Annotated in this window: 18 protein-coding genes; 2 read left to right on the plus strand and 16 right to left on the minus strand. The window is 40.5% G+C overall.

What is annotated here, in order from left to right; all coding sequences use genetic code 11:
* Positions 1 to 119: 119 nt before the first annotated feature.
* The 13 genes from ACQ4KW_RS17955 to pcrA all read right to left on the minus strand — a co-directional run bounded on the left by ACQ4KW_RS17955 (position 120) and on the right by pcrA (position 19,448).
* A complete protein-coding gene (locus tag ACQ4KW_RS17955; protein ID WP_430883809.1) occupies positions 120 to 1,310 on the minus strand; it encodes a SpoIIE family protein phosphatase in 1,191 nt (396 codons plus the stop codon).
* 30 nt (positions 1,311 to 1,340) lie between these two features.
* Complete coding sequence (locus ACQ4KW_RS17960) at positions 1,341 to 1,643, minus strand: STAS domain-containing protein (RefSeq protein ID WP_430883810.1); 303 nt, start codon at positions 1,641 to 1,643, stop codon at positions 1,341 to 1,343.
* Between the two features lie 3 nt (positions 1,644 to 1,646).
* Complete coding sequence (locus ACQ4KW_RS17965; protein WP_430883811.1) at positions 1,647 to 2,063, minus strand: ATP-binding protein; 417 nt, start codon at positions 2,061 to 2,063, stop codon at positions 1,647 to 1,649.
* A 141-nt stretch (positions 2,064 to 2,204) separates the two neighbouring features.
* Positions 2,205 to 4,289: an N-acetylmuramoyl-L-alanine amidase gene (locus tag ACQ4KW_RS17970; protein WP_430883812.1), complete on the minus strand. Its 2,085-nt coding sequence runs from the start codon at positions 4,287 to 4,289 to the stop codon at positions 2,205 to 2,207.
* A 239-nt stretch (positions 4,290 to 4,528) separates the two neighbouring features.
* Entirely contained in the window at positions 4,529 to 5,518 is a 990-nt protein-coding gene (locus ACQ4KW_RS17975) for an AIR synthase family protein (RefSeq protein WP_430883813.1), read from the minus strand.
* A gap of 349 nt (positions 5,519 to 5,867) precedes the next feature.
* Positions 5,868 to 7,571 carry a peptide ABC transporter substrate-binding protein gene (locus tag ACQ4KW_RS17980; RefSeq protein ID WP_430883814.1) on the minus strand — a complete coding sequence of 568 codons (1,704 nt, stop codon included), beginning with the start codon at positions 7,569 to 7,571 and terminating at the stop codon, positions 5,868 to 5,870.
* Positions 7,572 to 8,324: 753 nt separating this feature from the next.
* Positions 8,325 to 9,977, minus strand: coding sequence for a peptide ABC transporter substrate-binding protein (locus ACQ4KW_RS17985; RefSeq protein ID WP_430883815.1), 1,653 nt, complete (start codon positions 9,975 to 9,977; stop codon positions 8,325 to 8,327).
* Positions 9,978 to 10,113: 136 nt separating this feature from the next.
* Positions 10,114 to 11,109 carry an ABC transporter ATP-binding protein gene (locus tag ACQ4KW_RS17990; RefSeq protein WP_430883816.1) on the minus strand — a complete coding sequence of 332 codons (996 nt, stop codon included), beginning with the start codon at positions 11,107 to 11,109 and terminating at the stop codon, positions 10,114 to 10,116.
* Entirely contained in the window at positions 11,109 to 12,131 is a 1,023-nt protein-coding gene (locus ACQ4KW_RS17995) for an ABC transporter ATP-binding protein (protein ID WP_430883817.1), read from the minus strand. The genes ACQ4KW_RS17990 and ACQ4KW_RS17995 overlap by 1 nt, the downstream gene beginning before the upstream one ends.
* 15 nt (positions 12,132 to 12,146) lie before the next feature.
* A complete protein-coding gene (locus tag ACQ4KW_RS18000) occupies positions 12,147 to 13,313 on the minus strand; it encodes an ABC transporter permease (RefSeq protein ID WP_430886600.1) in 1,167 nt (388 codons plus the stop codon).
* A gap of 40 nt (positions 13,314 to 13,353) precedes the next feature.
* Positions 13,354 to 14,277, minus strand: a complete 924-nt coding sequence (locus ACQ4KW_RS18005; RefSeq protein ID WP_430883818.1) for an ABC transporter permease — start codon at positions 14,275 to 14,277, stop codon at positions 13,354 to 13,356.
* Between the two features lie 849 nt (positions 14,278 to 15,126).
* On the minus strand, positions 15,127 to 17,169 hold the full coding sequence (gene ligA / locus ACQ4KW_RS18010) for an NAD-dependent DNA ligase LigA (protein WP_430886601.1): 2,043 nt from the start codon (positions 17,167 to 17,169) through the stop codon (positions 15,127 to 15,129).
* 89 nt (positions 17,170 to 17,258) lie between these two features.
* A complete protein-coding gene (gene pcrA / locus ACQ4KW_RS18015; RefSeq protein ID WP_430883819.1) occupies positions 17,259 to 19,448 on the minus strand; it encodes a DNA helicase PcrA in 2,190 nt (729 codons plus the stop codon).
* A gap of 217 nt (positions 19,449 to 19,665) precedes the next feature.
* On the opposite strand from pcrA, the gene ACQ4KW_RS18020 reads away from it, so the two are divergent.
* Both ACQ4KW_RS18020 and ACQ4KW_RS18025 read left to right on the plus strand, forming a co-directional pair.
* On the plus strand, positions 19,666 to 20,154 hold the full coding sequence (locus ACQ4KW_RS18020; RefSeq protein WP_430883820.1) for a hypothetical protein: 489 nt from the start codon (positions 19,666 to 19,668) through the stop codon (positions 20,152 to 20,154).
* Positions 20,154 to 20,687, plus strand: a complete 534-nt coding sequence (locus tag ACQ4KW_RS18025; RefSeq protein WP_430886602.1) for a lysostaphin resistance A-like protein — start codon at positions 20,154 to 20,156, stop codon at positions 20,685 to 20,687. Before ACQ4KW_RS18020 ends, ACQ4KW_RS18025 begins: the two co-directional genes overlap by 1 nt.
* A 94-nt stretch (positions 20,688 to 20,781) precedes the next feature.
* Here ACQ4KW_RS18025 and ACQ4KW_RS18030 read toward each other — a convergent pair whose 3' ends face one another.
* From ACQ4KW_RS18030 to ACQ4KW_RS18040, 3 genes are read right to left on the minus strand one after another with little or no spacing between them, the layout of a single operon-like run.
* On the minus strand, positions 20,782 to 21,228 hold the full coding sequence (locus ACQ4KW_RS18030; RefSeq protein WP_430883821.1) for a YaaR family protein: 447 nt from the start codon (positions 21,226 to 21,228) through the stop codon (positions 20,782 to 20,784).
* Positions 21,218 to 21,481, minus strand: coding sequence for a hypothetical protein (locus tag ACQ4KW_RS18035; RefSeq protein WP_430883822.1), 264 nt, complete (start codon positions 21,479 to 21,481; stop codon positions 21,218 to 21,220). The genes ACQ4KW_RS18030 and ACQ4KW_RS18035 overlap by 11 nt, the downstream gene beginning before the upstream one ends.
* Complete coding sequence (locus ACQ4KW_RS18040) at positions 21,478 to 23,556, minus strand: hypothetical protein (RefSeq protein WP_430883823.1); 2,079 nt, start codon at positions 23,554 to 23,556, stop codon at positions 21,478 to 21,480. Before ACQ4KW_RS18040 ends, ACQ4KW_RS18035 begins: the two co-directional genes overlap by 4 nt.
* Between the last annotated feature and the right edge of the window lie 169 nt (positions 23,557 to 23,725).

Raw genomic sequence — 23,725 nt, forward strand, 5'->3', positions numbered from 1 at the left:
GCCTGAGTTACAATTTCCACTTTAAATCAAAAGCGCCATACCCTATTTTGGGGTATGGCGCCTATTTTGAATACGCTTTAGTAAAATCCTTCTTTTACATTTCTTTCATTCTACAGTTTTCATTCTTCTCTGGGTTTCATTTTAAGAAGCATCATGGCAACATCATCGGTGAAATCATCTTCACCACTTTTTGAATCTGACTTATGAATCAAATGAAAATACCAGAACATTTCGTCTAAAAAAACATTGGGTTCTGCGCTAAGCTCCTTGACATGATTGTCCGCAAATTCGTGAACCAACTTCCAGTTGATAAAATCTGATTTCTGCCCACTGCTGAACAAACCATCTGTATAGAGAAAAATCGAGTCCCCTTCACCGAGGGTTTTGCAATTCAGTTGATAGGTGGCTGAATCAAACACACCTACAGGCATACCACCTTCCTCAATAATTTCTATGCTGTTTGTTGATTGATGGTAAATGAGGGGATAGGGTTGACCGGCATTGGAATAATGAAACTCCCCGTGATCTATACAACCTACAAAGGCTGTGAAAACCAGATAGTTGAAGCTGGAACCAAAGTCAAAAATCTCAAAAATATTCTTGTTGATATTTGTCAGAACTTGATCGGGCGTCATTGTCTTATGCTTAACACTGCATCTAAACATAATTTTAACCATAGAAGAGGCCATACCTGCCGCTATGCCATGCCCAGTGACATCCGCTATGATAAACCATAGCTTGCCATCTTTCTCAAAACAATCAAAGCAGTCTCCACCTATTCCCAGGGAAGGCTGAAATTTAATAAATAAATCGACATTCTTAAAATCCCTTGACTTGGGAAGCATTATATTCTGAAAATCGTGAGCATTTTTAAGTTCCACCTGTATTTCCCTATTCAGGGCTGCAATCGTCTTTTGCTGTTCATAAAACTGAAGGGCATTTTTTGCCTTCAGTGGCAATATAATATCCATATCTTCTGAGGACAGTGGTTTGGTAAAGTAGTCTACCGCACCCATTTCCAGAGTCATTTCTATAGATGAAATCTCAGTTATTGCAGAACTCACAATCACTGGTATATGACTGTATTTATCATCCTTTTTCAGTCGCTCTAGGACTTCAAATCCATCCATGACAGGCATAATGAGATCAAGCACTATAAGATCAACATCTATTTTTTCCAGTACAGAAAAAACTTCCTGACCGTTTGATGCCTGTAAAAAACTCACACCTGTCAGTTTTCCCTTTAAGACATCCGTGATCAGTCTTCTATTCATTTCAACATCATCTGCTATAAGAATATTATAGTCCATATGTCCATCCCCTATGTTCAGTCACTGGTTTTACATGTCAAAAAACTCATCTAGCTTCATAAGCTTAAATAGCTGTTTTATTTCCTCACTACTGCCTTTTATCCTAAAACCCATGGCGTCATTCGTAACTTGCTTATAAACACCCACTACAAATGTAACACCCACTGAATCAATATTTTCACAGGCGGATAGGTCCATGATCACCTCATCTATGTTGCCCATTTCGTCTTGCAGATAAGCATCAATATTTGACTTGAAATCTCTTACATTGGTTGCTATTAAGTCCTCTTGAAGTGTTAGTGTTAGGACACTGTCATTTAGTGCTTTTTTCATAGGTTAAACCTCCTCTGTCACAGAATCTAAGTCAAGTTTTACACAGAGTTCTGTGTCATTTGCTTCGAGTTCAAATTGGTATTGCTTAACAAGGGATATGCCCCTTGTTCTATCTCTTAAAATGTAGTCCATGTTGTGTTCATGAGTCGGATCTAGATTAATCCCCTCTCCTTCATCACGTACCTTGGCGATTAGTATGTTTTCTTCTATTTCTACAGATATGAAAATTTTTTTATCCTCATGAAATTTATTCCCATGTTCAACTGCATTGTTGAGTACTTCTCGTAACATAAAGTTGATTCTGAAAAGTATCATGGATTTGTTAATGCGATCAACCAGTTTGAGCTGATCCATGACATCAATAACCGTTTCATGAACAGCTTCAAATGTAGAAGATATTTCGTTTTTATATAACAACATATAGAGCTCCTCATAAAACTTTTAACCCACTTATTAGCAGGCTCACGAAAACAGCCTTTCTTGCTGGAAATATACCCAGCTAGAAAGGCTGTAAAACAATTCCGCTTTATTCTTGGAATTGACATTTATGGCGTTTTTACTTTAATTTAAGAAATCAAGAATTGCATCGAGCATGGCCTGTGCTGCTGACTTTTGGAATGTGCTTGTCATCATTCGGTCCTGCTCTTCTGCATTGGTCACAAAACCTAGTTCTACAAGGGCAGATGGCATAGTCGGCACGCGACACATATATAAATTCTGTCTGTGCACAATACCACGATCGACAGATCCAAGTGTGTCTATCAAGTTGTCTTGAAGGATACGAGCAAATTCTTTCTTCTTGCCTGTTTCCTCTTCTGCATAAAGAACTTCCACACCACGTGCATTAGGGTTCTCAGCGGCGTTGATATGAATACTTACCACCAGGTCTGCATTTATGTCGTTGGCAACACGCATTCTATAAGATGGTGCGATTTTTACATCAGCATCTCGAATCATGTATGTTTTGAAACCAACGCCTTGAAGTTTCTTTTCCAGTTCCTTAGCAATGCTTAAAGTTAGCTTGCTTTCTGTTGTCTTCGTACCCACAGCACCAGGGTCAGTTCCACCATGTCCCGCATCCACAACAATAAGTGTGTTTCTCCAAATAGAATTCTTTAAGGCCTCGTTGAAGAAACTTAATTCAATACCATTGGCATATTCACCATCTGGCATCTTGGCAACGGCTGTCCCTTCAGAGAGCTTGACTGTAATCTTATATTCTTCTGAATCTGAATCATTGATTGATATTTTGTCAATAATGCTGTCATCAATATCCACATTCATCCCACTAAGTTCAACGGATTCCTTCTTGACCTTCATGGTAAGATTTCTTGTGTTTTCATTATAGGATGCATCCACCTTACCCATATTAGTAAAGTTCATGGTCAGTCTTGCAGAGTCTAGTCCATTCTTAACATAGTCAAAACCATTGAGAGGATCACCTGATACGTATACAAAGATTTCATTGTCTATATTCTCTACGTATACATCATCCACCGATGTGTCATCATCTAAGTTAACAACAACCCTAGATACAATATCCTCTTCACTAAAGGTTGTTGATCCCGTCGTGTCAAACTGCGAGTAGCTGATTGTATCAACACCGCCTTCATGGACTTCTATTTCCCCGTTCTTACCATCTTTATAGCGCTGAAGGGAATTGACGACGTCTACGACCACTTTCCCGTGCAGGTAGTCTACATTGTATGCAGGGTATTCCCCTGTATTAATGACCACAGCTTCTGAAGAGTAAATTTTTTCTGTCCGAATGTCTCGAATGCTGTTAATGAATCTTACAACAACCATTTGCTTGTCTTCATCATAGAAAATGTCATAGCCCTTTCTATTAAGAAGTTCAATTTCCATTCGAGTTTTTGACTCCCCTTCGACTGGGTAGGTAACAATTTTATCAATGCTCCCATAGATAAGGTCTATGGTTCTTTTTCCATCTATGACCTTATACTCTGGTAAATCAAAGCCTGTGTTTTCAAAGTCGATGATGATCTTATCCTGAGAATCCAGTAGGGATCCGTCCATAAAATATGAAGTGGTTAAGACCTGGCCAGTTGTATTGATATGAATTTCCTGAAAACGACCAGAATCATCATAGACTATATCTTTAATATCTTGGTAAGGATAATTCATTTCTACAGTTCTTGTATCTCCATTCCATGCGAACTCCAGACCAAACTGATCAAGGATATTAACCGGAATCATGGTCCTTGTGACACCGTTATAACTTAAAAGTTTGGCAGGCACCTTATTGGGGAGCTTGTAAGGCTGACCATCTATGTATGCTGTATCACTGTCAATTTTAAGAACTATGGTTTTGCCATTAAAATAAATAGATACTTCCTGTGTCTCTCCATTCCAGCTTATTTGGGCCCCAATATATTCGGCAACCACATTGACTGGAATCAAGGTTCTTGTTTTCCCATCAATCTCATACAAAACACTTGGAACATCGGTCACAACACTGTTACCGGCAAACATAAGACCAACAGTGGTATAGGTCCCAGCTTCCCATGTAATACCATCGATGAGTTCAACCGTACCATATTCAAGAAAATCCTCTGCATAGGCCGGTCCTGGTATGACACCTAGTAACATTATTAAAATGAGGGCGAATGAGAGTATTCGCTTCATAACTGCACCTCCAAGTTTTTCCTTATATTTCATCATATCTATTTTCCAACTGCTTTCTTATGTCGTGGGGATGTATAGAACAATCAAATACATACAATTGGTGACTCGCTGGCCCTTCAACTGTGCATATAATTTATGATCTTTCTATATATGTTATATCTCTATACTTATGTCTTGGTCAATCTTTTAAGCATATTGTCAATGAGATGTAATCTCCGTGATATATACTGTCATGATGTTTAATCAACAACCTTGTAGAGTTCATCAGCCTGTGGTGGATCAATAGGATTTATACCATCCCTGCTTTTTAAAAGCACAGCTTTTTCCCTTGTCATCTCACCAATGATTGATGCAGGAATGCCCTCTTCCTCAAATCGTTTCATAAGTCCTTCTGATCGGTCTTCGTTCACTGTTATAAGCATGCAGCCACTCGAAATCAATTTATAGGGATCTATATTAAAATGGGCACATATTTTTCTTGTGACTATTTCCACTGGTAAGGCGCTGTCTTCGATTAGACATCCAAGTCCACTGGCCTCACACATTTCCCAAACCGCACCCAAAACACCGCCCTCCGTCACATCATGCATGGCACTTACGCCGTATTCTCCTGCTATAAGTCCTTCTGGAATGACTGAAATGTTATCAAGCATGGCCTGAGCTTGGTCTATTTCACTTTGACTTAGTATGCTTTTGAGTTCATCGGCCTTATCAAAAGCAAGTATGCCAGTGCCTTCTAGTGCCACGTTCTTGGTTAAGATGAGCTTGTCATTGACCTTTGAGCCACTACTGGTGACAAGTCTGTCTTTGACTTGTTTTCCAATTGCCGTGGCGGACACAAGTGGTCTATTCACAGCGCTTGTGATTTCAGTGTGGCCACCAATAATATCCACCCCAAGCTTGTAGGCTTCATTTGAAGCCTGGTCCATAATCATATTGAGTTCATCTTGTGATGTTTCAGGCGGAACTAAAATGGTTAGCATAAGAGCTATTGGCTTAACCCCTGAAGATGCAATATCATTGCAATTTATATGTACAGCCAGTCGACCAATTTCGCTGGCGGCTCCTGTAATTGGGTCAGTAGACAAGACACATGCATACTCACCGAAAGACAGGGCCGAGCAGTCTTCACCAACACCTGGTCGAATAAGGACATCATCGCCAACTTTCTTTATACGGTCTATGATCATTTCTTGAAGATTTTCTGAACTTAATTTTCCCGTTTCCATTTTCAAACCCCTTCCGATTGTCCCAAAACCTTTGGGTACACACCTATTATAGCGGATTTCAGAAGGATACAAAACTGTTATTTGGTCCTATATCCGTACATTTAAAAATGGCTGATGGAATTCTTCATCAGCCTTCCAGGCTGTCGACAAGGTCGACAGAATGGTAGCTTTTATAAAATCACGAAAGACAATGCGCGGATAAAATTCACTTAATGAACGTATTGGAATACGTGATTTAAGTGAATTTTATCCTGTAAAGCAGTATTTCGGAGCTTTTTAAAAGCTAAAAAAGGCTGATGGAAAAATCCCATCAGCCTTCATTTTTATATTTTGTTGAGTGTCGCTCGTATTATTCTACGATTTCAGCGAAACCGAAGAACCAAGTGTTACGAGTGTTCTTTTCCCAGTTAGATACTTTTTCAGATACCATGATTGGGTCTGTGTAGTAGTAGATTGGCATGTAAGCATAGCCATCCATAACCATATCTAGAGCTTCGTATAGTGAGTTGAAACGATCTTCAGGAGCTTGTGTTTTAGCAGCTTCTAGAAGTGCATCATACTCAGGCTTTTCCCAACGAGAGTAGTTCATTGGAGAACCTTGTACGAACATACCTAGGTATGTCATAGGGTCAGAGTAATCTCCGATCCATCCAGAACGTGCGATTTGGAAGTTACCTTGCTTACGTGTATCTTGGAATACTGCCCATTCTTGGTTTGTTAGTGTCACATCGATGTTCAGGTTCTGCTTCCACATTTCCTGAATGGCTTCTGCGATAGCCTTGTGGCCTTCAGAAGTGTTGTACATGATTTCTAGCTCAGGGAATCCTTCGCCATCTGGGTAACCAGCTTCAGCAAGAAGAGCTTTTGCTTCTTCAACACCAGAACCGTCTACAGGAATACCATAGTCGCCAGCTTCCATTGAGAATACGTTACCGTTTGCATCACGTGATGCTTGTGAAACCATGTTTGTTGCAGGGATTTGACCACCCTTAGTTACAGTTTCAACGATTGCTGTACGATCGATTGCGATTGTAAGTGCCTTACGTACCTTTTCATCATCTAGTGGAGGTACAGTTGTGTTAAGTGCATAGTAGTATACACCATCCATAGGCATGATCATGAATGTAGGATCTTCTGCAAGAAGTCTAGGAATCTCAGCATTCGGCATTTCGTCGATTGCGTGGATTTGACCTGATTCATAACCTGTTAGTGCAGTCGCTTCATCAACGATCATAAGACCTTCGATTTTTTCAAGTTTAACTTGATCAGCTCTCCAGTAGTTAGGATTCTTTACAAGTACCAGACGGTCACCATTACGGTAATCTTCTAGCATGAAAGGACCATTTACGATAGATTTCGCTGGATCAACTGCCCATGCACCGTCAGCGCCTGCTTCAATAGCGTCTTGACGTACTGGGAAGAATGTGTAGAATGCAGTCAGACCTAAGAAGTAAGGCGTTGGAGCCTTTAGAGTAACTTCAAATGTCTTTTCGTCAACAGCCTTGAAAGAGTCAACGTTTGCTTCGTCAAAGATCCAAGAGTATTCAGATGCTGTTTCTGGATCAAGAACACGATTCCATGCATATTCGAAATCATTTGCAGTGATTGGTTGGCCATCAGACCATTTTGCGTCACGGATTGTAAATGTGTAAACCATTTGGTCATCACTTACAGTCCAGCTTTCAGCCATACCTGGTTCGATCTTACCGTTCCACTCACGAACAAGACCTTCAAACATGTTGTTGATTACATCCCCGCCATCGCTTGCAGCGTTGAGGCCTGGGTCAATCGTCTTTGGCTCTGAGCCAATGTTCCAGTAAAGTACCTGCTCTACCTCTGACATAGTGTCTTCGGCAGGCTCTTCGCTTGTAGTGTCTTCAGCCGGTGCTTCTTCAGTTGTGTTTTCCTCAGTAGCCGGTGCTGGCTCTTCAGCCGGTGAAGAACAACCTGCTAGTGAACCAATTACCATCATTAGCACTAGCATCATAGCCAAGCTTTTCTTAAACAAATCAATCCCCTCCATTGTCTTTAACTTTTTTTGTCCTAAGGACATAAAAATATATATACATGATCAGAGAGATGCGAATCCCTGAACACGAATATATCATTTATTAACTCTCTTTAATAAAATTAGCAATTCTTCAACTATTTATTAGAGAATCTTAACGATATTATAATATATTCTTTAAGGAAAATCAATTTTCCTGCGCAAATTTTAGGAATATTAAAAATAATTAATATTTTAAGTAAAGTTCGATGTATTTGTTACGCAAATGATATATTGACATTTTCATTTTAATCCTGCATGTACCTTTATTCCCTTTTATTAGGCCTTGAAACGTTTTTTTGAAAAAAACCTGTGTAAGCTTTGACAGCCAAATCATAGATTTGGGTTCACACGCTTCGCATGCAGGCAGGAACACACTGCAGGCAAGCTGCCGTGTAAGCTTTAACAGCTAAATCATAGATTTGGGGTCACACGCTTCGCGTGCAGGCAGGAACACACTGCAGGCAAGCTGCCGTGTAAGCTTTAACAGCCAAATCATAGATTTGGGTTCACACGCTTCGCGTGCAGGCAGGAACACACTGCAGACAAGCTGCCGTGTAAGCTTTAACAGCCAAATCATAGATTTGGGGTCACACGCTTCGCGTGCAGGCAGGAACACACTGCAGGCAAGCTGCCGTGTAAGCTTTAACAGCCAAATCATAGATTTGGGTTAAAGCATTAAAGCCGCTGACATACATTTCTGTATGCCAGCGGCTTATGTGTTATAGCTTTAATTGTTGAGTATTAAAGATTATAGGCTTATTCTACGATTTCAGCAAAACCGAAGAACCAAGTGTTACGTGAAGTTTTTTCCCAGTCTGCTACTGCTTGAGATACCATGATTGGATCTGTGTAGTAGTAGATTGGCATGTAAGCTGAACCTTCCATTACAAGGTCATGTGCCTTGTAAAGTGTTTCAAAACGTTGTTGTGGTTCTTGAGTTTTAGCTTCTTCTAGAAGTGTATCGTACTCAGAATTTTCCCAACGAGAGTAGTTGTTTGGAGAACCAGTTACGAACATGCCTAGGTAAGTCATAGGGTCAGAGTAATCTCCGATCCAACCAGAACGTGCGATCTGGAAGTTACCTTGCTTACGTGTATCTTGGAATACTGCCCATTCTTGGTTTGTTAGAGTCACGTTAATGTTCAGGTTCTGCTTCCACATTTCCTGAATGGCTTCTGCGATAGCCTTATGGCCTTCAGAAGTGTTGTACATGATTTCTAGCTCAGGGAATCCTTCGCCATCTGGGTAACCAGCTTCAGCAAGAAGAGCTTTCGCTTCTTCAACACCAGAACCGTCTACAGGAATACCGTAGTCGCCAGCTTCAATTGCAAATACGTTTCCGTTTGCATCACGAGACGCTTGAGAAACCATTGTAGTTGCAGGGATTTGACCACCCTTCGTTACAGTTTCAACGATCGCAGTACGGTCGATTGCTAGCATAAGCGCACGACGAACTTTTGCGTCATCCATTGGCTCTACTTGTGTGTTAAGTGCATAGTAGTAAACGCCATCTTGAGGCATGATCATGAATGTAGGATCTTCCGCAAGAAGTCTTGGAATCTCTGCACTTGGCATATCGTCGATTACGTGGATTTGACCTGATTCGTAACCTGTAAGAGCCGTCGCTTGATCAACGATCATAAGACCTTCGATTCTATCAAGCTTAACTTGATCAGCTCTCCAGTAGTTAGGGTTTTTCACAAGAACCAGACGGTCACCATTACGGTAATCTTCTAGCATGAAAGGACCATTTACGATAGATTTCGCTGGATCAACTGCCCATGCTCCGTCAGCGCCTGCTTCAACAGCCTCTTGACGTACTGGGAAGAATGTATAGAATGCAGTCAGACCTAGGAAGTAAGGCGTTGGAGCCTTTAGAGTAACTTCAAATGTCTTTTCGTCAATTGCCTTAAAAGAATCAACGTTTGCTTCGTCAAAGATCCAAGCATATTCAGATGCTGTTTCTGGATCAAGAACACGATTCCATGAGTATTCGAAGTCATTTGCTGTGATCGCTTGACCATCAGACCACTTCGCATCACGGATAGTGAATGTGTAAACCAGTTGGTCATCACTTACAGTATAGCTTTCAGCAATACCCGGTTGAATTTGACCATCAACTTCACGCATAAGACCTTCGAACATGTTGTTGATTACGTTACCGCCATCATTTGCACCATTTAGACCTGGGTCAATGGTTTTTGGCTCAGAACCAACGTTCCAATAAAGTACTTGCTCTACATCTGACATAGTGTCTTCTGCAGGAGCTTCGCTTGATGTGTCTTCCGCTGGTGCTTCTGTTGAATCATCTGTTGCAGGTGCTGTTTCTTCTGCTGGTGAAGAACAACCTGCTAGTGAACCGATGACCATCATCAGCACAAGCAGTAGAGATAGACTTTTCTTAAACAAATTAATCCCCTCCGTTTGTTTGTTACTTACGCCTGTAAGTTGGTTTATATATACATGAATGGAGCTAAAGCTCCACTCATGAATATAACAATATTATTACAAATTTTTCTTCATTTGTAAATCTTAACCTTGCATTTTATTTATATTTTTCGTCCATAAGGTGGCAAGATACCATATGACCGTCACCAATATCACGAAGTTGTGGCTCTTCTGATGCACAACGATCAAAAGCATAACGACAACGTGTTCTGAAACGGCAGCCACTTGGCGGGTTCAGAGGCGACGGAACATCCCCTTCAAGGATAATACGCTCTGATGTCTTCATAACATCTGGATCTGGAATTGGAATCGCAGATAGAAGAGCTTGAGAGTATGGATGCTCAGGTGTTTCGTAAAGTTTGTCAGCATCTGCAACTTCTACGAGTTTACCCAGGTACATTACACCAATACGGTCAGAGATGTACTTAACCATAGAAAGGTCATGGGCAATAAACAGATACGTCAGACCAAGTTCATCCTGTAAATCTTGAAGCATATTTACAACCTGTGCCTGGATAGACACATCAAGGGCTGAAATAGGCTCATCACAAATGATAAACTCAGGATCAACAGCTAGGGCACGGGCAATACCGATACGCTGACGCTGTCCACCAGAGAACTCATGCGGGTATCTATTGGCGTGGTCTTTGTTTAGACCAACACGCTCTAGAAGATCCCAAATGATTCTTTGACGTTCATCACCAGTTGCAAGACCATGAATATCAAGTGGCTCGCCAATGATATCCCCAACCGTCATTCTTGTATTAAGAGATGCGTATGGATCCTGGAAAATCATCTGGATTTTCTTACGGAATGGACGCATTTCATTTTCATTTAAATGAGAGATGTTGGTTCCATCATATATAACATCTCCATCCGTTACATCATACAGACGAATAAGCGTACGGCCTGTTGTTGATTTACCACATCCAGACTCGCCAACAAGACCAAGAGTCTCACCGCGGTTGATTGAGAAAGTAATATCATCAACAGCTTTTACGTACTTTTTCTTATTCCCAAACAAGCCATGTGTGATTGGGAAGTATTTTTTAAGGTTTTTAACCTCTAATAACACATCTTGTTTCTTCTCCATTACTCAACACCTCGATTCACACCTGTATCAACTTGTACCTCTGGCGCATCTTTATGATTCAGCCAGCATACAGCTCTATGACCAGTTTCAGTCACTGAGTACTCAGGCATTTTCTCCATACATACTTTCATTGTGTATGGGCAACGAGCTGCAAATGGACAACCCACTGGAGGTTTAATCATATCTGGTGGAGATCCCGGAATTGGAATCAGTCTTTGTTTTTCACTTTCCTCGTTGACACGCGGAATCGATTTTAAAAGACCCATTGTATACGGATGCATTGGCTCATAGAAGATTTCTTCTGCAGTGCCTTCTTCCATAATCAGACCACCGTACATAACGCAAATACGCTCACAAACATCCGCAACAACGCCAAGGTCATGGGTGATAAGGATGATTGATGTATCAATCTTGTCGCTCAGTTCTTTAAGAAGTTCAAGAATCTGTGCCTGGATTGTAACATCTAGAGCTGTCGTTGGCTCATCGGCAATAAGAAGGTCAGGTTGACATGATAGCGCAATGGCAATCATAGCACGCTGGCGCATACCGCCTGAAAATTCATGCGGGTAGTTGTCTACACGTTCTTCTGGCGATGGAATACCAACCAGACGAAGCATGTCGATAGCCTTTTCTCTTGCTTCTGATTTACTTAGACCCTGGTGGCGAATGATCGCTTCCATGATCTGGTCACCAATTTTATAAACAGGATTCAGGGATGTCATCGGATCCTGGAAGATCATTGCGATTTCATCACCACGAATGTTCATCATTTCTTTTTTGTCTTTTTTAAGAATGTCTTCACCCTTAAAAAAGATTTCGCCTTCTTTAACTTTACCTGGATATTGAAGGAGTTGCATTACTGACATCGACGTTACTGACTTACCAGAGCCAGATTCACCTACGATACCAAGCGCCTCACCTTTTTTCAGGCTAAAGCTTACGCCACGTACAGCTTGTACTTCGCCAACGTGCGTATAGAAAGAAGTTTTCATGTTTTTTACATCTAATAATTTATTACTCATCAGTTTAACTCCTTTCTATTTACGTAATCTTGGATCCAGTGCGTCACGAAGGCCATCGCCTAGGAAGTTGAACGCAAGTACTGTTAATGAAATAAATAGCGATGGGTAGAACAGCTGGTAAGCGTAAGTTCTAAGACCACCTAGCGAATCTGATGCAAGAGTACCCCATGAAGCCATAGGTGCAGAAACACCAAGACCGATAAATGATAGGAATGACTCTGTAAAGATCGCATTCGGAATTGTCATTGCTAGGGATACGATAATCGGACCCATTGCATTTGGAATCAAGTGACGAACCATGATTCTCCATGTAGACGCACCCAAGGTTTGGGCTGCCATAACATATTCCTGCTCTTTAATAGATAGTACCTGACCACGAACAAGTCGAGCCATACGTACCCAGTACACGGAACCAATCGCGATGATAATTGTCTTTAGACCTGAGCCGAATACAACCATCAGAAGGATTACGTATAGAAGAAGCGGAATTGTTGCAATAATATCAACAATACGCATCATGATGTTATCCGCACGGCCACCTAAGTAACCTGAAATACCACCATAGAGTACACCGATGAAGAACTGAACCACCGTTGCAACAAGGGCAACAGTAAGAGAAATTCTCGCACCAAATAGCACACGTACATACAGGTCACGACCAAGTGCATCTGTACCAAACCAGTATGTTTTGTTTAATGATTTGCCTGCAGGTTGTAAAACCTGACCATTAGCTCGAATCTCGAATTTCTTAGCATTTGAGTCATCCGATTGTGTTGCCTTAGCAGCAAAGCTATAGTCAACAACAACTTCTTGACCCTCTACTTCATAAATTCTTTGACGGTTCATCATATCTTCCTTCTTTTTAGGAAGGGCCTGAATAAACTCGCCGTTATCCACTTCATAAAGCCTGTATTCCTTATGAAGATAAATTTGAGTATCTCCTACTTCATAGTACTCATATCTTGGAGGCAGACCTGACATAGACAGATCCTGATCCGAGTATTCATACGATGACATTATAGGACCAAGTACTGCTAGTCCTGTAAGAATAATAACTGTAATAAGACCGATCATTGAAAGTTTATTCTGCTTCAGTCTTCTCCACGCATCTTGCCAGTATGTCATACTTGGTCTGGCAATAACGTCGCTTTGTAGAAGAGAGGTGTCGACCTTCTCCCACATATCTTTTGAAACGATATTTTCAGTGCTCATGGTCAACCTCCTAATCTCCTAGTTTAATTCTTGGATCAATCAGTCCATACGCGATATCCACAAGGAAGATCATAAAGATCGCAAACGCCGCATAGAAGATTGTTGTACCAAGTAGTACTGTGTAGTCACGGTTACCTACAGACTCAACGAAGTGACGTCCCATACCTGGAATTGCAAAGATTTTTTCTGTTACAAATGAACCAGTCATGATAGCCGCAATCATTGGACCCATGTACGTGATTACTGGGATTAGTGAGTTTTTAAGAGCGTGTTTGAAAATAACAGTTAATTCCGGTAGACCCTTCGCACGTGCTGTACGAATGTAATCTTGTTGCATAACCTCTAATAGAGATGATCTTGTAAGTCTTGATACAAAGGCCAGTGAGAAACCACTTAATGTGATAACCGGACCAATATAGTGCTTCCAAGTGTCGAGTCCATAAGCTGGCAGGACATCCATTCTTGCACTGAACACATAGACAATGAGCGTACCTAGTACGAATCCCGGAACTGCAACCCCCAGTGTTGCAAATATCGTTACGAGATAATCCTCCCATTTATTCTGTTTCAGCGCTGAGACAATGCCGACCGGCACCCCGACAGCGATGACAACCAATGCTGCTAGTCCACCAAGTCTCGCTGAAACTGGGAACCCTTGCTCAATTAGTTGGTTTACTGTAATACCTGGTCTTGAGAACGAAGGACCAAGTTCAAATGTTGCTACACCTTTTAAGTAATCAAAATACTGCTTGTACAGCGGATCGTTAAGATGGTACTTTTCATTCAATGCTTCCAATACCTGTGGTGGTAAAGCCTTCTCATTCAAATCGAACGGACCGCCCGGAATTGAATGCATTAAGAAGAATGTAATAGTAACAACGAACCACAGTGTAATCAGCATAGACACTACCCGACGCAGAGTATATCTTGCCAAATTACTACACCCCTTTCAGTTTTTTATGCTGCCCTTATAATAGAAAGAAAAAATCTTGATGCGGAATCATTTCGAATAAAATATTAGAAATGCAATTTTTAAAACGATGACTTGTTATATTTTCGAAATTCAAATCGATTTCAAACCCGTAATAAAGAATCGCTTTTCCAATCGTTAAATATTAATGATAGTTTAACATTCAAGATTTTAAGTCTTTTTTCAAGGGCGATGCGTTTTACATATACTTAATATACCGTGAATTTGGCTATTTTTCAACGGTTACGCCGTTGTACAACTTTTAAAAGATTGTAACATTCTCCGTAATAGTTGCTACCACCCCGTTCAACGTCATGTTACGGTTTTTTCACATTTCCATATGTAGTAAATTCGTGCGTTTCAGCAAATACCAATGCCTTGGCGCATCACAGGCTCTAGAGACTCAAATTCATTGATATTAGGGAATTTTCAGATTTTAACGTCCCACTTGTTTGGGAAATCGTTTTTCTGCAAGTTTCGACTCTGTTTCATTCATTTTTCAATTTTCAGTCATTTCTTTGTAATAGTTAAAGTGTTTTCGAACAACCATTATCAATATTATATTTTTACCGTCTGAATTTTCTGTCATTTCATTCATCAACATATCTTATAAAACAGATAAAAGCCTTCTTAAAACTTACTTAAGAAGGCTTTTAATATAAAATATATTGTTTTTTCTTATATCATTTATAAATGTATTTAAACTTTAAAGTTCGACACGCATCGTAAAACACATGGGATTTAGTCGGATTTTTATCCTAAGCAAACTTTTATTTATAAACATTATTTATGATGTTTTTAAATTGATGGAACTTACTCAGCAGCACTTGAACCAATAATACTGACAAACTCTTCTTCAGTCATCGTATCCACACCAAGCTCATTGGCCTTCTTTAGTTTAGAACCAGCACTTTCACCATAAATGACACAATCCGTCTTTTTGCTGACGCTGCCTGAGACTTTTCCACCTTTTTGTTCAATCAGCTTCTTGGCTTCACTTCGTTTATAGGTTTGAAGGGAGCCCGTTAGAACAAAGGTCTTACCCGAGAAGAAAGAATCTGTTTCCACAGCCACTTCTTCTATGGATGTCATATTGACACCTGCTTCACTCAGCTTAGCGATTCTACTCTTATTGGCTTCATCTTCAAAAAAGTCTCTTAAAGACTCTGCCATTTTATCGCCTATTTCTTCAACCGATGTGAGCTCTAAATGATCCGCTTTCATAATTGCATCAAGAGACTTAAAATGTCTTGCTAGAGTAGACGCTGCTCTTTGACCAACAAGCGAAATTCCAAAACCGGAAATAAGCTTGGACAAATCATTGTCCTTTGACTTTTCAATTGAGTTAAGCAGATTGTCAACTGACTTCTCTCCCATTCTTTCAAGCATAAGAAGCGCATCGCGTTTGTCCTTTAAATAGTAGAGATCGGCATAGTCTAGAATTAGTTGATTGCGTAATAGTTGTTCAACCTGGCGTTCTCCCATGCCATCAATATCCATTGCAGTTCTTGAAACAAAATGTATAATACCCCTGCGAAGTTTAGCTGGACATTTATCATTAATACATCTGAGAGCCACCTCGTCCTCGCGTCTCACTGTTTGAGTACCACATTCCGGACAGTGATCGGGTAGACGATAGGCCTTTTCATCCCCGTTTCTTTTCTCAACGACCACACGGACAACAGCAGGAATAACATCCCCTGCCTTCTGTATAACCACATGATCACCGATTCTTATATCTTTTTCATCAATATAATCCTGGTTATGTAAAGTTGCATATGATACCGTTGACCCTGCTACAACAACGGGCTCTAGTTCTGCTTTTGGCGTCAAGACGCCCGTACGGCCAACCTGTACAATAATATCTTTAATCACTGTTTCTTTTTCTTCAGCTGGAAACTTATAAGCAATGGCCCAACGCGGGCTCTTGGCTCTAACACCTAATGCTTGTCTTTGCCTTAGATTATCAACCTTTACAACCATACCATCAATTTCATAATCAAGGTCGTGACGCTTACTAATCATACCATCACAGTAATCTGCTGCCTCTTTCATGCTTGAAAATGTTTCATAGTTTGAAACTGTAAACCCTAGGGTCTTTAAGTACTCAAAGTTCTCAGCATGACTGTCACTTGGCACATCACCAGATAAAACATCAAAAACAAATATATCGAGGGGTCTTGAGGCTGTTATTTTTGAGTCCAGCTGACGTAATGATCCAGCTGCTGCATTTCTAGGATTGGCAAAGGCTTGAAGCCCCTGTTCTTCTTGTCGCTTATTGAGCGCTTCAAAGTTCTTCTTTGGAAAATAGACCTCACCACGCACCGTTAGGCTTACTGGCTCTTTTAGCTTAAGTGGAATAGACCGCACCGTTTTCAGATTCTCTGTGATGTTTTCTCCTATTTCCCCATCACCTCGAGTGGCCCCTTCAACAAAAATACCATTTTCGTATTTTAAAGCCACACTTAAACCATCTATTTTATATTCAACAGTGTAATCAATAGGCTCTGAAATTTCTTTAGAAACCCTTTCATGAAAGCTTAAAAGATCATCGCTGTTATATGCATTGCTCAGACTGAGGAGTTTAACATCATGTCTGACTTGTTCAAAAGCCAATAGAGCTTTACCGCCAACGCGCTGGGTCGGTGAATCTTGACGCTTAAACTGGGGGTACTCCGCTTCGAAGGCTATGAGTTTGTTCATTAGCTTGTCATACTCAGCATCTGATATTTTGGGCGCATCCAAGTTATAGTACTGATCGCTATGGTAATCAAGCGTCTCACACAGTCTATCAATAATATGCTCGGGATTTGATGCAGATGCAGGATCAACGCTCAATAGGTCTGTATAATCCATTGGCGATACCTTTGTCATGTTCATTCTCCTATCTAATCAACTTGCAAAGTTTCATGGTCAACATTTCAACTTTTGCAGGTGTCTATCTATTAACTTATAATCTCAAGGGGAGCCATGCCCACTTGTAATTTCTTAATGCCCTTTTTATCAAAGGCAATTGTTACAACAGCTTTGTCTCCTGAACCGGTTTTTGTAATAACTGTGCCTTCTCCAAATGACTTATGAAGAACCTTGGTTCCTGGTTTTAAGCTACCATCTTCAACGGCTTTGGTTTCCCTTGCCTTTGGCAGATGGAAGCCCTTGACCATTTTCTCTTTGAACTTTATTTCTGAAGTCTTTCGTTTGGCCACTTCTGCAGTCCCACTGTCAATGAGCCCAGCTGGTATTTCTTCAATAAACCTTGAAATAAGGTTGACGTTTGTTCGACCATACTGGTTTCTTAAGTATGCATGACTCACATAGAGCTGGTCTTCAGCCCTGGTTATACCTACATAGGCAAGACGGCGTTCCTCTTCCATGCTGTCATCATCTTCTAGAGACCGCCCTGTTGGGAAAATGCCCTCTTCCATCCCCACAAGAAATACAACTGGGAACTCCAGACCTTTCGCGGAGTGAAGGGTCATTAATAGAACGCCTTCTTCTTCCTCTTCAAGACCATCGATGTCAGACATTAAGCTCACTTCAGCAAGAAAATCTTCTAGTTTTGCCGATTCACTGCGTTTGCTGAACTCCATGGTTACATTAATAAGCTCATTTAAGTTCTCTAAGCGGCTCTTCGACTCAATGGTCTGGTCAAGGACCAGTTCAGCTTCATAACCACTATCCTTTAAGATCCCCTGAAGAATATCACTTACGGACATGTCTTCTTTTCCATTTATATACGGCTGCAAGCCATTCATAAAATCAGTCAGTCCAGTCAAGGCACGCTTTGGTACCTGTCCACTCTCCATCATTTCTTCAATTGCATCAAACATGGAAATGCCACTTTCCACGGCATATCCTGCTATTTTTTCAAGGGATTTGGCTCCAATCCCCCGCTTTGGAACATTTATAACGCGCATTAGACTAATGTCATCCTTGGGATTGAGTATAAGTCTTAAATAGCACATGGCATCCTTGATTTCCTTACGGTCATAGAACTTATGACCCCCTACAATTTTATAAGGAATGCCCTCACGCATTAAACATTCTTCAAACACACGGGACTGTGCGTTCGTTCTATATAATATGGCAAACTCAGAATAGTCCCTGGCTTCACGGGATTTTAGACTTCTAATTTGGTCGGCAACATAACGCCCTTCGTCGTACTCATTTTGTCCCATGTAGTATTTAATAGGGTTTCCATCTTCCTGGGCTGTCCATAAATCTTTTGGTTTTCTTCCACTGTTGTTTTGAATCACAGCATTCGCCGCATCTAGTATAACCTTTGTCGATCTATAATTTTGTTCCAGTTTAATAACTTTGGCGTTCTTATAGTCTTTCTCAAAATCTCGAATGTTTCGAATATCTGCACCACGCCAGCCATAAATACTCTGGTCAATATCGCCAACAACACATAGGTTGCCATGACCAGAAGCAATCATATTGACAAGTTTATACTGGGCCTTATTGGTATCCTGATACTCATCCACAAGAACATACTTAAACTTACTCTGATAATACTCAAGAACCTCATCATTTTCCGAGAGCAGTTCAATGGCCTTTAAAATCAAGTCATCAAAATCCATGGCATTGTTCTGCTTGAGTTTTTCTTGGTAGAGTCTGTATATTTTACAAACGTGTTTTAGCTGATAGTCACCAAAGTTAAGTTCCTCGTACTTTTCAGGTGTCAGCAAATCGTTTTTCGCTTCGGATATTTTAGCGCTCACAAATTTAGGTGTAACCGTCTTGGCATCAATGTCCAATTGTTTTAAACATTCCTTTATAAGCGTTCGCTGGTCTGTTGTGTCATATATAACAAAATCACGCTGATAGCCTATTAAATCAATATCCCGGCGTAGAATTCTCACACAAGTGGCATGAAATGTGCCGACCCACATTGTTGAAGCTCCAGATCCGATCAAACTCTCAATACGGTCTTTCATTTCACCGGCTGCCTTGTTGGTAAATGTAATGGCAAGCACCTGACTCGGATACACGCCTAGCTCATCTATCATGTAAGCTATACGATTGGTCAGCACGCGTGTCTTGCCTGACCCAGCCCCTGCTAAAACCAGCAATGGGCCATCTGTTGTTATGACAGCCTCTCGCTGTCTTTCGTTAAGCATCCCTAAATCCATTTATTACAACCTCACTTTACGAACGTACATTCGGGGTATAGTTAGCTTTATTGTACCATAATCCACTATAATATCCTATCATGAATCTTGTATAATATCATATAAAAGGCCTTGAAACAAAGATAAAAAAATATAAATTTATTCCCCCTATTTCACACAATGTACACTTTTTCTTATTATAATAGAATTTGGAAATATAGACCACGAAAGGAAGACTATGAAGAACACGACCTACTATGAAAAATACCCATCGACCATTTGGAAAGCATTCCTCTTGGTTATTATTATTACTCTTATCAAAACAGCTATTGAAGTATGCATCGCTATGCTTGGCGGGGTGTATATCGCAATTTACGCAGCGGCAACAGGGGCTACCTTTGAAACAATATACAGACAATCAGTCAATATAATTACCCTGATGGCTGTCTCGATATCTGGAATTGCCTTAATTTCCTACCTGTTATTTTTCACAAAGAAGAGAAGGCATTTTAAAATCAATTTTAAGGAGAGTCTATCTATTCGCCCCAGCTACGAATTCTCAGTTATGGCCATTTTAGGTGTTTTTGCCATAACCATGGCCGGTGGACTTGTCACACAATTTGTGCTTTCATTTTTCGAATCAGAAACGCCATCCCACATTGAAGCTATTATGAATGTGGAACGCCTTCTATCACTGGAGTCACTCTTTACTTTTTTGGTGTTGTAATAGTCGCGCCCTTTTTCGAAGAATTTCTCTTTAGAAAAATACTGCTTGATGGCCTCCTTAGCAAGTACAAACCCATTACAGCAATGGCCATCACTTCTTTATTTTTTGCCATCTTCCATATGAATCTGGCTCAAGGAGCCTATACCTTTTTCCTCGGATTTTATCTGGCTTTCTTGTACTATGTAAGTGGAAGCTACTGGCTTGTTGTGGTTGTTCATGCCATTAACAATCTCTATGCCCTTCTTATACGCCAACTACCAGAGGACATTATTGGCCTTGTTGCAATCATGCTCTTTGTCGCAGGATCTATATGTATGTATCTGCTTGTAAAACAAAATAAAGAAGGCGTTGTTTGGATGGCGCTCCCAAAAGAAATTGAGCCTGACCAACTTGAACTCAATCAAGCATGTGTCAGTAATGTCCCACTAGATAAAGCACATATGAATATGGACTCAAAGGCTGATTCACAAGTGAACTCCCAGCCCTCTAAGGAAGCTGATCTTCCAGCAGAGTCACAATATGAGAAGTTATAAATTATAATATTGATCGAAACACATAAAAATGCCCCTTGGGATGCTATATATTCCCAAGGGGCTTTTATTTTCTGTAATTATACATGTGTCTGATCTAAATTACCAGATTAACAAGAAGGCCTTGAATTTGACCAATCTTTTCAAGAAGTCTAATCTGCTTTTTTTCCTGACCCAGTATGAGATTTGTCAGCTCTACAAGCTGTTTATCAATTTCCTTAACTGTTCGCATCACCCTGGTTCGACCTGATCGGCTAAATCCGCGTCGCTCTTCAATCTTATAGCCTTCCTGTACGGCTTCTTCTACAAACCCCTTGATCATTTCACGATACTGCACCAGGGTCTCAACTGTTCTATTTTCAATAAGCTGCTTGCCCTTGCTTTCAATTTCCTTGAGCAGTTCATCTAATAATTCCTTAGACCGACCCCTGTCATCTTCTAAATTGCTAAGTATTTCAGTAAAGGTGATTCGTGGGGTCTCTACTTTTTTTGTCACACTGGATTTTTGTGTCGACCCAGTTCTTTGGACTTTTTTAACCTTCATTCAAGTCTTCCTCCTCAAGTTTGCCAATGACATCAATGATCCCACTTACCACGGCAAAGAGCTGGGGGGGAATATTCTTTCTTAAATCATTGCCCACTTGGTCTTTCAAGGTTTTAATATCAGATTCCACAGGAATATCCTGCTTTTTAGCCTCTTCCTTAATGACTCTACTGAAACTTTCCAGTTCATTCACATCAGACTTTGCATAGGATTCAATTTGATCATCATAAATATCGACACCTTTTTTTCTCATATGGAAAAATCAAATCCTTTCTTTGGAGCGCTTTCCCTTGGGGCCACAGTCTTCTTTTGTGGTGGATTTTGAATGTCTCCAGGCTTGACAATATCCCTTGGGGCTTTATTGTCTAAGCTTGAAAACCGAACAGGCCCAAGCTTATAGCCTATATCCACAAACTCCTTTTGCAGAGCTGTCACAAGAGGCTTCATCACCTGTTCAAAACTCTCCTTGTCATTACGAACATTAATGCTTAAGAGTCTATCTTTTGACTGAAGATGTATACCCGTTTCACCATAAGTGCTCAGTTCTACAGAAAAATATAAGGAACTGTTCTCCCAGTCAAGGGCATCGCCATTCTTTCTGGCATTCACGTATAGCTTCATATCCTTAATCTCCCCATCTGCTTCTACAGGCACATGAAAAAACAAGGTCTGTGTTTCTTTTTGCGTTTCTAGCTTATTCATTAACTGTTGGCCTGTCAAATTATTGAGAGACCGTTCGGCAGCTGCCACAGTTCTTTTTTGATCAGGCTCATTATTTTCCATAAGTTTTAATAAAACAGCCTTTAAATTATCCTTGATTTTATAGTCATCATCCCGTTGGAGTCCCTTGCCTTGGCTTAAAAGTTTTTCAGCCACTTCCGGTTCATGATTCAGCCCCATGTTTCTGAAAAGTTCTAAAACCCCTCTAGGCGAAGTGTCCTGCCAATTTATTGCTGGCATGATATTCTGTTTCATATCCAAAACATTCATGCCTTCTTTATAGGCCATGAGTTGGATGTTCTTTTCTGATGGTGTGAAAGTCATTTCGCTGAGCTTGTTCTGAACAGTCTTTGTGATTTCAAGGGCACCATTGACATCCCCCTTATTCAAGAGTTTTCTTGCTTCTTGGAGGGTTGAACTCATATTTAGGAGGTCGCGTTCCATTTTCATACTCGTAAATAGGGACACATCGCTCTTCATTAAAACATTGTCTAATTTTTCAATCGCCTTGCTTAAAACCTCTGATACATCGACCTTTTCACTTGCCGTTTGAGGTATCTCAATATTTTTTAGAGACTGAACAATGTCTTTTTGCATGTCTTTAAATGTCTGCTTGGCCTCTATGGCCTGAGCTGTGACCTTCTCTACTAGAAACTGCTTGAACCGCATATCGCTCAGGGCTGAAACCATTTCCCCATCGGCATTTTCCATAAAGGCATCCATGACCTCATCAAAGGACGCTTCCAGTCTTTGTAGCATTTCATTTTCAAATGTGTCTTCATCATCGTTTTCTTCTGTGGATAAAATCTCATTTGCATCAAATTCATCAACAGTTTCTTCTAAATTGTGTGAATTTATCGTCTTGTCAGAAAAAATCGACTCTAGGGCGTCATCTAAACCTAGACCTGATGCATTTTGCAGGGCGCTTTTTAAAAGATCTGCAAAATCCGACTGGTCACCACTAAGATTACTAAGGGCCGCTTGTACAGCACTTAAAAAATCTTCTAAGTTGGCACACACACATGCGCCACCTTGACTCGAATTTTCAATAAACACCACAGATCCCTTGAGCTCAATTTTCACATGAACCAAATTTTCAACTGCATTCACAAGGACCTTGTTAAGGGGCATGCCCGATTCAATGGCCCTTTGAATATTCTTCTTGATTGCACTCGGTATATTGGGGTCTTTTTTTATCTTTTCAAGAATGTCTTTTGCTTCCCCTTCTGTGATTTCTTTTGTTCCAGCGAGGGTCTCAATCATATCTGCTTCATTCCTCTGTGTGTTCATGGTTTCCTGAATGGCTGATAGGTTCTTATCTGTCATTTCAACGCCTTTGTCGGCCGCCCAGTGTATGGTTTCAAGTTTTGATTCCATGCTTCCAGATCCATCTTTCACAAAGCGTTCAATCGATGCCGCTTCAGAATCTGACACAGGATGATCAAGTTTTCTAAGTAGGTTGCCCACCCTATCCATACCTGGTGTCTTAGCGTTTTTAAACACAGCAAAAGGATCGTCTCCAGATTGAGATGATTCCGCCTTTACCGACTTCGCCGTATCTTGGTTCTTAAATATATTGGATTGAAAAAGCCGATCAATAATTTTCAATTTACTCACTCCATTTGCTGAGTTCTATTCAGGCTTTTTGCCTTGCCTCTCACTTGACGCTGGGACCAAGCCCTACAAGCACAAACAAGGCCACTGGTTTACCTAATATAAGTATCGGCAAAAAACAGTGCCTCATCCAGTTTTATTCTAAGATATTTAAGACTCTTCT

Source organism: Tianxiuia mixotrophica, assembly GCF_050596425.1.
Taxonomy (GTDB): Bacteria; Bacillota; Clostridia; order Peptostreptococcales; family Acidaminobacteraceae.